Origin of the sequence: Borreliella garinii (assembly GCF_001922545.1) — a bacterium.
Taxonomy (GTDB): Bacteria; Spirochaetota; Spirochaetia; order Borreliales; family Borreliaceae; genus Borreliella; species Borreliella garinii.
The window spans coordinates 1-12,026 of record NZ_CP018746.1 but is presented as its reverse complement, the minus strand read 5'-3'; the positions used below and the strand labels follow the sequence as shown (position 1 = coordinate 12,026).

Sequence of the window (12,026 nt, the reverse complement as noted above, 5' to 3'; positions counted from 1 at the left end):
AAATGGTCTTAGTAGCAAGGATATATTCGGCGATAATAAAACCACTTTATTGGATAATTTGGGGTTAGCGTTGTGTCAAAACTTGCTGTGAGCGTAATACTAGCATTGTTTATGCAATATCTTAGTATTTGTAAGCCGTTGTCCAATGTATAAGAAATTATATCAGATTTGAAATTGCAAGGAGTTTTAATATTTTGATTTTTTAGATGAGTTAATGGAATTTCAGAAACCATAATAAATTCCAAGTAATTGGTGATTATTGCTAAAAGAATTGACAAGATATTTGCTAATTAGAGTGAATTCATTGGAATTTATTCTATAAAATTTTTTTGTTTGGTAGATTTCCACTACACACTAGATTTAACAGTAAAAAAGAATCTATTATCCCCTCTTTAAACCCCTTAATCAATAAAAGGCCTTCTTTACATATTTATATTCTAGTATTTGTTTATACGCTAAATTATTATTCATACATGTTCTACTACCTAATATATCAATTAGTCAAGCCTAGTATACTAAAAAGCAATACAAAAACACATATAATATAATACTCAAATATTACCTGTAAATACCAATTGGGAAATTTTTTTTTACAACAAAAACACAAAAAGATTTCATTATAACTAAGAGAATAACATAGAGCTATAATAAAAAACCTCTTTCTTACCCTCCTAGAAGACTTCCATTTTGGTTAAATCTATGTCTCTATTCTACTACTTAGATTCATGTTTTCCCAAATTTAATATTTTTTCTTCCAAGTGAGCAAACCCTTTATTCACTTGATCCATCTTAGCTTTAAGATCTTCTTGATACTTTTTGGCATTCTTAAACATGCTTTCTGCATTATTCATTGCTGCTTTAGCTTTTTCCATCCAATAAAAGTAAGAATAATTATGATATGCCATAGAAGAGCTGTCATCTTTGGTTTCTCCTAAAGCATCAACTGCTCTTCTCTTTGCATTTTCAAAACCATTCCTGACAATTTTTAATACACTAACTGCATCACTATAACATACTTTGTAAGTATAATCCCTACTATTTTTAGCCTTAACAATTACTTTGTGCAGGTCAGGCAATAATTTTCTCTTAGATTTACTAATCTCAGATTTTCTTCTTGCTTTCTGAAGATCAGATTCAGCATCATCAATCTTAGTCTTTATTTTATCAAGTTATAACTTTATCTTATTTAAACTAGCAGCCATTCCGCCCCGGCCTCTGCTATATAATAAGAGGCTTTATTCTTAATATTCTCAGCTTCCTTAGCTTTATTAGTAACTTGTTCAGAATGCTTGTAAATAGCATTCTGACTGCTAGTTGATCTACTATCAACCGAAAATTTTCATATTTATGTCCTTGCTTATCTGCTTTTCTAATACATCTCCTTTCTGGTCGCTTTTTTCTCCTTTAATTACACTTCTAGTCCTACGCCTACCTCTATCACTATCTTGTACATAATAAGTTGAAGTATCGGTTTTTACATTATCAACAGACCCCACAATTAATTTATTTTTTTTCAAATACTTCCCTTTATTATCTAAAGGCTCTTCTTTTTTATCTACCAATTTTTCATATAGCTTACACGACATAAAATTGCTACTAATTAAACTACTTATAATTAAAACCTTAACTATTAATCTCATTTTATCACCTATACATATTAAAATAATATACCATAACAGCTTAATTAACTTTATTGCTTTTATCTTTATTGGAAATCTATAAATTAAGTAGCAACTAAATCAAACTTTGCTCCTCATCACCCTCTTAATACTATTTTGTTAATTTAAACACATCTTATATTTAGTTTATTTGCTAAGATACTGCACTTACACCCTCTTTATTAACTTAATTAACTATTATATTGATATAAACATAAAACACTAAATAGCTATAAGATAATTTTCTTCTGCAAATTCACAAGCAGACTTCATAAATTTATTAGAAACTTTTATAAACTTGTAATATATAATATAAATAATATTTAGGCAAAATAACTAAAAAAAAAGGGATATGCTACAGGTGAAGCTACTCTGGCTCAAGTTAATGATCATGATAGTAGCTCTGCCATGCCTTACTGATGATTCTGCTACTAATTTTAAAAAATTAAAACATATCAATATAGTAAGATATATCTATAACAAAAATACAAAATCTTATAATACTATTAATACTATAGAAGCTGATGAAACTAAAAAGGAAAAAACATAGCTCATTTACAAAATAATAAGAAATCTTATTCCTATTATTTTATTAAAAAGACTATAGAAATATAGCATAGCTTATGCTTCTATAGCGGATAGGTTTATCTTCTATAGAATTTAAGAAAGATGTTAAAGATTTTAGTGTTACTACAAATCAATATGCTAATGAAAAAGGAGACTCCGATGTTGATATTATTGTGGCGCCATTGCTAGTATTCATGGTGAATATGGGGATGATGGATTTAAAAAAGCAAAAATTTTTACTAGAAAGAAGACAAGAAGGGAGTAAAAAAAATGATTGCTGCCATTGATAATCTATACTCTGTTTATAAAAAAGAGTTAAGTCTTAAAACGCATAAGATAAGCAATAATTAAGCTTTAAAAGACATAAAAACTAAGATTTTTTACCTTAATACATGTCTTTAGTAATGTTTAAGAAACATGCCTTACTTTTATAAAAAATGTTAAAGTCAAACTCTATTCTGCACCTACATATAAAACTTCCGCTTGGTCCGCCTTTTAAAACCCATCAAGTTCTAAAGCAGGATTAAACAACCACGATGACTCACTTTTAGAATATTTATACCTGATGTTTGATCTATATCTTCTCTATTAACTTCATTAAATATTATATTAATATAAGCTACCAACTACCCCCCCCCTCTTTATCAATATCGGTAAAAATATCATACCCAATATGATTTTTATTGCACCAATCAACCCTTTGTCTACTCAGTTAAATTTTCTATAGATAAAATTATACCAATCGGATTAATCTTTTTTATTCTTATTGATATCATCAATACTAAGCCCTTGAACACCTTTCTTAAAATTCGTTAATCTATAATTCCAATAAATAAATTTCTATTTTTTAGAATAGTTTGAAAATCAAATTCATATAAAAATCTCTCCAAATCCACAAGATCTGATTTATCCTTGTTAAAATATTCATACATTCATAATACATTTCTGGCAAAGATTCTATTGCAAATATATTTAAGCAAAAAAGAAAAAGATAAAGATTTAAAAAAGTCTATCTATAGTTACCCGCTCAGCAAACCATAATCTTTTGACAACAAAGTAAAAAAAAGTAATCCAAGTATTTAGTAGTATCAGAATCTTAGATTTTATTACTGCAGCAATACCACACCTATCCTTTTTAGATAATTACTAATAAAATTGGATTTTAAGTAGTAACAGAGTTGTTTAATTTGAGAAATATGACTGTTATTTGGCTTTTGTTTTTGCTAAAACATACCTAGCAAGGTAATTAAAAGAATCATAACTTGTTCTATTACTTATAAGATTATACATAATAAAGCTTAAATGTTTAAATATTTCTCCTTATAGAATGCCAATTCGATAAAACTCTTTTTGAATCTCTTCTAACAGCCTTTTGGCTTGTTTTTTATCTGATAAACTATACCTAAAGTAGGCGGCCGCATTTTCTAAATAACTCAAAGAATGTTCTGCATTATATTTTGCATCCTTAGCAAAAGTATCAGCTTGATCCTTGTCCCGCCAACTAACAGGCTCAACAATTTGACCTTGATTTCTGCTCTCATTGTCATGCCTTTTTTCAATTGCCAGAATTAATTTTTCTATAGATTCTTTCAAAAGAGAAGTTGCATTATTCCAGCTATTATATGCAATTTGAAAATTGCTTTGGATTTCATTCAACTTATGATTCAAATTCTTGATTTTCTTTTCTATAGATGAAAAAGATTTAAATATAACTCTATTTTTTTCTCTATTTTCTCTAAATTTAATATTTTTTATAAATGAATCTTTTTGATTATGAAATTTTTGTTGCATATCCCAAAACAAATTGTTAAGCTGATCATATTCTTTCTTAAGCTTAGCAATTTCTTTACCCATGTTGGAATCGCCAATAAGACTTTGTGTGGCCTTAGCTTCTCTAAAGGCTTCCTTCTCATAAAATGAATTTATAAAACTTTTTAAATCTTCTAACTTACTAGACAAAATCCTTTTACTAGGCTCTTTTTGATTTTCAATCTGTAAAAACTCCGTACCACTAGCAGAGGCATTACTTAAAGAATCTCCTAAATTTTGAGCTGGTTTTGCTGGTTTTGAATCTATTGTAGCAAAATTAATATTATTTATTAAATCCATCTCTCCTTTTGCTTGAGAAATTACGGCGTTGTCATTTGAAATTACAGGATCATTAACTTGTTTTAGATGATTAATTAAATCTACTCTTGAACGTTCTAAATTAGCAATATCTACATCTACATCTACATCTACATCTACATCTACGGTAGATATATTGTTTTTAGACATAGAATTATTTTCACCTAATTCTATACTATTTTGATTTTTAGTCTTATCCTTACCTTTTCTTAATATCTCAGAAATTTCTATACTTTTATTTTTAATAGTCCCCCAATCACAGCCAACCATTAAAATTGAAACTACTAAAATACAGAAAATTTTATTACTCATATACCTCTCCTACAATTTCAGACATATAACATATTATATGCAAATATTATAAAAATCCCAAATTTACTTTCAATACGTATGGTTTTATTTGCAAGCTTGCTTTCTTTAGTAATAATAAAAAAGACTTCTAAAAATTTAAAAAAGCTACTGCAAGCTGTTTATACTAATAAAAAAACAACCTGTATTTTTATTAAATTTACAACTACTATTTGTTTTTACTTTTATGGTAAAATTAAGTTTATAGGGTAGTAGTCATTAATTTATAAAAATAATAGGTGCCTTTCAATTTGTAATAAAGAATATAGAATTGAATAATTTAATTAAATAAATAGTAAATAGGCTTTTTGAAGTTATTGGCAAGAAAATAAAAATGGTGGTATTTCTGACTATGATACCTAATCAAAATTTACCATTAACTGGGAGAAAATTTAAATAGTGTAAAATTTTATAGAATTTATAGAAATAGCGGTTCACATTTTTTAATTTGGAGACTTCCAAGGATTTTATATAAATCTTAACCCCAAGCTTCCCAACCCCAATAACCCAATTAGCAAATACATTTAAAATGTTAAATAAAGAATTATATAAACAAAATAATTACTTAGATGAAAAACATAAAACTCTTTATATACTCAAATTAATTTAATCAATTTTTTTACTGTTTTTGCAGAATTTATAGAAGCTTTTCTTATAAATTTTTTATAATCATTATAATTATTTTCATTATTAACTATATCAGATATTCCTCGTATGCTTATAAAAGGAATTTTGAAATTATATTCTATTTGAACCATTGCAGCGCTTTCCACGTCTATTGCAATTGCATTTTGAAATTCTCCTGAGATTTCTTGATGAAATACGGCATAATGATTTTTTACTAAAAAAGACAAGCTCTCTAGTTTGGGAAGATTATTAATAAATTAAATAAAAATGATTTAAATCATCTTCCACCATTATTTGAAAACCATAATGAAAAAATTTTGACAATTTTTTTGGGTTTGAATTCTAAGAGATCCAAAGAATTACTTAACTTGTTTCTCAAGATTAAAACAATAGTTAACAATAATTCCTTCGAAATCAAGGGTTTTTTATTATATCTTTGTATTGAGAATCTGTGCTTAGTGAATCTTTTATTTTTTGATAAGGATTCGCATATTTGTTCTAATGATGGGAAGCATAATTATTTTGATGATCCGTTCCCACTATTGATCAACGGTTTAAAAAAATAAAAAATCTTTGAAATTATTTTTAGAAAATTATGGTGTAAAATTAAAATGACTTTTCTTTTCTATTAATAAAAATATACATGTAACAAACTAAGCACAAAAAAAAATAAGAAAATTTTTGGATGGAAACTTTCTAAAAAATAACATGTCTAAACCGGTATTTTATTAAAAGGAATCATATTAATTTAAATATGAATAAATAAATTCTTTTTTAAGTAAACAAATTATCAAAAGCACACTAATGCCAATTAAAAGATTTGGCCCCAATCTTTAATTTGTATTATAAAAAATATCCTTATTTTAGGATATACAAAAAAAGGATTCTATTTGTTCAGATTATGAGAACAGATCATGGCAAACCTTAAAATAAAGAATACCGATATTTTATAAGCAAATCAAAATAAACATTCTAGCATACTTATTGATTGGCTAAAAGGAGAAGAAAAAAATCGAAGTTTTAAAAACAATTGTGAGTGAAAAAATGTTTGAATGGTAAAAAGAAATTTTAATATATAAATATACTAACCAAGTTAGTATATTTATATGCGTAATTACTAATAATAAGTAAGAGAGCCTTTTTTAAGAAAAGGCTCTAACTAATTTTAAATATTAATATGTTTATATATTTTATTATCCATTTTAAGACTTACTTAAAGCAGTTTTTGCCTGTTCAATAAGTTTTTTTATAATTTTATTTCTTCCCATTGCTAAATTTTTTTTAGAAGAATAATTTTCTAATTTACTTAAAGCATCTTCTGCTTTATTTAAAGCTTGTTTAGATAATAGTAGTGCTGTCCTATTTTCATTTTCCAATCTTTTAATAATGCCTTCTTTTAAACTTTCCTTAGCTTCATTAAAGAATAAAGCTGCAGATCCTATATCTTGTTCTGCAATATCAATGTGAGTCATAATTTCATCAAATTCGTTTTCTGTATTTAAATTATTTTGCAATTGTCTCAGTTCCGTTATTTTAGTTCTATTTTTATGACGATTTTTCATTAGTGATGTTATTTTATTGTTAATCTTATCTATTACATCATAAAAATCACTTTTTATCGAAGTATATTCATGTTTAAGTGACCTTATATCCTCAATTAACTTGGGAAATCCAGAGCCTCTAATAGCATTTTCTATATTTTTAATTTCTTTATCTGCTCTCTTTTCTTCCTTAGTAGAAGGAAAAAGTTGTTCTTTTTTTATTTCTTTTTTTATCTCTTTTTTTTGATTATGCTCAATTGAAATGGTTGTTGTTGGTATACTAGCTTTATTGTTAGATGTCTCTAAAGACACCACAGGAGGACCTATATTCTCCTTCTCTATAGTGGGCCTTGTGGACGCTAAGGACTCTGCGGGAGTGGGGGAAATTAAACCTCCATCTTTCAATTCCTCAAAATTTTTAACACCTTTTTTTTCTTCTTGATTATCATATAACTTATTAAGAGTATTTTTTTGAATACTATCTAAGGCATTTTTTATATCATTTTTATTTTTTTGTTCTTTATTATCAAATAATTTAGAATCTAGGCTGCAAGATATCAATCCTATCGTTAACAATGTATATAAAAACAAATTTCTTTGCATGAAAAATATTCCCCTTTTATATTTATTTAGAACTTATATTATATATATTAATTACTAATTAAGATTATATATCATTTTGTTTTAATTACAATAAAATATAAATTTTTATTTATATTTTATACTTTTTTACTTATTTAATCATTTGGAGAATATCTGATAAGTTTTGGACTATTATTTCACTTTAGAAAGAAATTAATAAATTTTTTTGCTTAATTCTATGTAGAGTTTTTACTCTTTGAATTTTGTTATTAATATTGGACTTAAAAACTTATTTCTTTGAATACTTAATGGACCTTTACGCTGTTGGTTGTAAGTCATCTAAAATTAAATCAATATTTAAGAGTTTCGTTGTATTCATTTTAATCATGGGAGCAATAAATTATAAATATTTTTAAACAACAACGCTTGATAAAAAAATAATAACAAATTAAAAATTTTTATATCCTATACTTGCAATATTAAGGAAAATTTTCCTTATAAAAATCAAAAAACAATAATCTGAATATATTAGATTTAGTCAGTGACTATAAAAAAATAAAAAATGAATTAAGAAAAGAAAAAAGTCTAATATTACTGAACTACGTATTTGTATTTTGATCCATTAAATCTGTATTATTTATTTTAATAAAAATAAATAGAAATATTTTAGCAGCGTTACAGATAACAGAGGAATAAAGCTGCGCTGTTCTCTTAGAACTTGAATTTTTTATTTTAATAAAGCCTAAATTTTTATTTTTAGCCAAAGCAGGCAATAGCCAAAATTTGAAAACTATTTATTTTTGCGTTCATTTTAATTTATTTACTTTTATAGTATAGAAAACTTTTACTATCTTATTATTTTTTCTATTTATTTATACTTAATTAATGAGGATGTTAAAACAACATCCTCCTGTTAGAATGTCAAATATATAAATATATTTTGACCTATTTATTAGAGATCAGGTTTTTCTTTTTCCTTGAATTGTCGTGTAAATTAAATAAAAATTTTGTTAAATGCATTTTACAAACAGTATTTCATGCCTCTAAATGTGCTGGTATTAAATTTATTTATTGATTTATAGTCAAATCAGCATTCTTTCCTTTTTTAACGTCTCATCACTCTTTTATTTTAACAAGTCTCATATAGTAAATAATAAGGACTTGGGGTTTAGTGCCTTTTTATCTAAGCATCTCTCTCTCCCCAATAAAAACAATCATTTATATTTAACCGATGAATGATAATTTTTTATTAGGGCTTGTTGATGCTTTTTTTATTGTTATATTTAAAGATTATAATCTTGCAATAATAATTTCACTTCGACATTTCTTCTTTTGAAGATTTTCTTATTAAAGAAGAATAAAAATATGAGTACCAGTAAAGAAAGTATTAATATTTAATATTTCTTTTAATTCATCTTGCTTTTATTTGATTTTTATTGACATCGATATTGGTAACTTGACATTATCGAAATAATATTTATTGAATATGTTTTTAGTAATTTGCATTTATTTTTAGTAACTTGCATCAAGATATGAAAAATGCATAAAAGAAAAAAAATATAAAAAAAAATAAAATTACAATATTGCTAAATACTAAATGATATTACAATTAAAATTAACAAATTATTATTCTAAATATAGCAAAGCAATTTTGTCGATAATGCTCTAAAGTTTTAGAAATATATTTTAAAATAGCTAAAAGTCAATCTTATAATATTACACACAGAATGATAAAACTTCTTTTTTAGGGGGGAAATTTAGGAAATTGATATTATAATAGAGAATGGAATTAGTAAAACTTTATTTATTTTAGTAAGGCATAAAAGAGTTAAATCTAAAGTAAATTTAATAAGGTATATTGGCATTGGCATAGGATAAAAACATAAAAGTTGTGCGATTTTTATGTAAAATAGTTAAGTTTATATTTTATTAAAGACATACTTTTACATTTTAATAATTTAAAAATAACCTTTAAGAGTTTTTTATCAAGTAATCACAAATTCATCTCCACCTATAATTTCTATGAAATTTAGGTGGAGATGAATTTGTAACGTAAGTTAAAATATAATATAATAATTAAAAAATAATGAGTGCTAATAAAGCTTATAAGTATAGAATATATCCCAACACTAATCAAAAGAAATATTTTTCAAAAGCATTTGGATGTGTAAGATTTTTGTATAACAAAATGTTAAGTGATAAGAAAGACTATTATGAAAAGAATAAGAAAAGTCTTAGTGTTAACCCAAGTAATTATAAAAATGAATTTCCATTTCTAAAGGAAGTTGATAGTTTAGCTCTTTGTAGCGCATGGATTGACTTAAATTCTGCGTATAGTAATTTTTTTAGAGAAATTAAAAAAGGAAATAGAACGCAAGGATTTCCTAAATATAAAAGTAAAAAAAATAGACAAACCTATAGAACTAATAATCAAAAAAACTCTATAAGAATAGAAAATGATTATATAAAGATACCTAAAATAGGATTTGTAAAATTGGCGTTACATAGAAATATTAAGAGCAATGAAGTTATTAAAAATGTAGTAGTAGAAAAAGATATTGATGATAAATATTATATTTCAGTAGCAGTTGAGTGCTTGGATGTTAAAAATAATGATAAAACTAAAGATAATAAAAAAGAGGTAGTTGGTATTGATATGAGCATGAGGCACTTTTTAGTAAGTAGCGAGGGTGAGAAAATCAATCATCCTAAATATTTACTAAAAAATGAAAGTAAACTTAAGAGATACCAAAAAAAACTATCAAAAAAACAAAAGGGTTCTAGAAATAGGGCTAAATCTAGATTAAGAGTTGCCAAGTTGCATAGGAAAATTTCAAATCAAAGAAAAGATTTTTTACATAAATTATCTTATTATTTTGCAGCTAATTACAAAAATATAGTAATAGAAAACTTATCAATTAAAGGTATGCAAAAAGGAATGTTTGGCAAAAGTGTTAATGATTTAGGATGGTATGAGTTTGTAAGGCAATTATCATATAAATCAGAGTGGTATGGATCCTACTTGCATAAAGCAGATAGATATTTCCCATCAAGTAAGCTATGCAACAATTGCAGTATTAAAAATACAACTCTAAAATTAAGTGATACTAGGTGGACTTGTAGTGGCTGCAATACTTTGCATGATAGGGATATAAATGCGGCTCTAAATCTTAAAAATTATTACAAAGAAATAAAAACTAAGGCAGGAACTGCCTGAAGTTAAGCTTGTGGACCATGCTCTAGTGGATGATCGTTCTTTTAGAACCTAAAAAGCTATCATGGGATGAAACAAGAAGCTATTTCTATAATCTTTGATTTAGAAATAGTAGTTCACGTCTTTCAATTTTTTGAGATTTTTTTCCAATGATGTGGGTGTATCTTGAGCTATACCAAAATTTTGAATTAGCTCATTATATTCTTTCGCGATTATTTCTTGAGTATATTGACTAAATTGTTTGTTAGTTTGTTCTATTGTAAACATAAGTGTTTCTAATTTGATTAGTAATTTGGATAGTTGACTTAGTTGATTTTCCATAGTTGCGTTAAAAATTTTCAATCAACCAAAAAGATTTTAGAAAAAATTTGCTTTTGTAATTTACTAGTACTTTTGTAAATTCCTAATTTTCTTAGGTTAGCATTAATGTACAATTTCAGATTATACAAATTTTTGCAGGGCTCATTTCCAGAAAAAAAATTTGAAATCAAATTTGCAATAGTATATGTATTTTTGTGCATACTATTTTTTTTGTAGTAATTTAGATTGTTTTCATTAGGCTTTACAGGCTTAAACAAATTAATGTAGTCGAGTTTTTCGCCTAAATCTAGGTACATGGATTTTCAGTTATTCGGATGTTTCCTGGATTTTTGGTATATTTGCTAGCTTTTAGCTTTTCTTTAGACTTTACGATCAAAGAATAAGCAATTTTCAGTTGTTTAGTAGTTATATTGAAGTCGAATATATTTTTTGCTACATAATTAATTTTTCGTGCACCAATAGATAACAGTTCATTTTTGTTTAGATTTTCAATGCATTTAGAAATTCCATTAGATGGGACTAAAAAATATGTTTTCAACATCAAACCGTTGTCCAGTATGTAAGAAAGTCTATTGGATTTGAAGTTGTGTGGGGTTTTGGTATTTAGATTTTTTAAATGAGATAATGGAATTCCAGAAGCCATAATAATTCCAAGTAATTTGTGGATGTGCTGTAGGTCTCCATAAGATTTTTACTAATTAGAATGAATTCTTCAGGATTTATTTCGTAAAGGGGGTTTTCTCTATTCTTATAAGATTTGAATTTTAGAAAAAATTTGCTAAATATCATATATATATTATATTTCTTTTTCGAAGAAATCCAAAAGCCAAACCGTTGACTTTTGGGATAAAAACTACTACTAAAAGGGGTCAATTTGTGGATTTTTGAAAACAGTGCAGGTTAAATATTAGACTAATAGGGTCTAATGTTTAACTAATAGGAAGTAATGTCGGACTAATGGGTGTAATCTATGGACATTCAAACATATATACTAAACAATAATTATAAATATAATTATTGTTTAGTATATATGTTTGAATG

At 25.7% G+C, this 12,026-nt stretch carries 9 protein-coding genes; 3 read left to right on the top strand and 6 right to left on the bottom strand.

The window, feature by feature from the left end:
- Positions 1–713 precede the first annotated feature (713 nt).
- Entirely contained in the window at positions 714–1,076 is a 363-nt protein-coding gene (locus tag BLA33_RS04660; protein ID WP_012622213.1) for a hypothetical protein, read from the bottom strand.
- A 249-nt stretch (positions 1,077–1,325) separates the two neighbouring features.
- Complete coding sequence (locus tag BLA33_RS04655; RefSeq protein WP_029346818.1) at positions 1,326–1,640, bottom strand: hypothetical protein; 315 nt, start codon at positions 1,638–1,640, stop codon at positions 1,326–1,328.
- A 379-nt stretch (positions 1,641–2,019) separates the two neighbouring features.
- On the opposite strand from BLA33_RS04655, the gene BLA33_RS04650 reads away from it, so the two are divergent.
- A complete protein-coding gene (locus BLA33_RS04650; protein WP_157651907.1) occupies positions 2,020–2,208 on the top strand; it encodes a hypothetical protein in 189 nt (62 codons plus the stop codon).
- Between the two features lie 1,337 nt (positions 2,209–3,545).
- Here the strand turns inward: BLA33_RS04650 and BLA33_RS04640 are convergent.
- Together BLA33_RS04640 and BLA33_RS05940 are read right to left on the bottom strand one after the other, a co-directional pair.
- Positions 3,546–4,664, bottom strand: a complete 1,119-nt coding sequence (locus BLA33_RS04640; protein ID WP_075226623.1) for a hypothetical protein — start codon at positions 4,662–4,664, stop codon at positions 3,546–3,548.
- A gap of 632 nt (positions 4,665–5,296) precedes the next feature.
- Positions 5,297–5,554 carry a 5'-methylthioadenosine/S-adenosylhomocysteine nucleosidase family protein gene (locus BLA33_RS05940; protein WP_029346815.1) on the bottom strand — a complete coding sequence of 86 codons (258 nt, stop codon included), beginning with the start codon at positions 5,552–5,554 and terminating at the stop codon, positions 5,297–5,299.
- Between the two features lie 18 nt (positions 5,555–5,572).
- Between BLA33_RS05940 and BLA33_RS06155 the strand changes: the two genes are divergently transcribed.
- Entirely contained in the window at positions 5,573–5,893 is a 321-nt protein-coding gene (locus BLA33_RS06155) for a P52 family lipoprotein (RefSeq protein ID WP_157651909.1), read from the top strand.
- Between the two features lie 636 nt (positions 5,894–6,529).
- Here the strand turns inward: BLA33_RS06155 and BLA33_RS04630 are convergent.
- On the bottom strand, positions 6,530–7,471 hold the full coding sequence (locus BLA33_RS04630; RefSeq protein ID WP_029346814.1) for a P12 family lipoprotein: 942 nt from the start codon (positions 7,469–7,471) through the stop codon (positions 6,530–6,532).
- A 2,065-nt stretch (positions 7,472–9,536) separates the two neighbouring features.
- Here BLA33_RS04630 and BLA33_RS04625 point away from each other — a divergent pair.
- Positions 9,537–10,667 (top strand): RNA-guided endonuclease TnpB family protein, encoded by a 1,131-nt coding sequence (locus BLA33_RS04625; RefSeq protein WP_029346813.1) that lies wholly within the window; start codon positions 9,537–9,539, stop codon positions 10,665–10,667.
- A 604-nt stretch (positions 10,668–11,271) separates the two neighbouring features.
- On the opposite strand, the gene BLA33_RS05935 is transcribed toward BLA33_RS04625, so the two are convergent.
- Positions 11,272–11,628, bottom strand: coding sequence for a hypothetical protein (locus BLA33_RS05935; protein WP_233436609.1), 357 nt, complete (start codon positions 11,626–11,628; stop codon positions 11,272–11,274).
- Positions 11,629–12,026 lie beyond the last annotated feature (398 nt).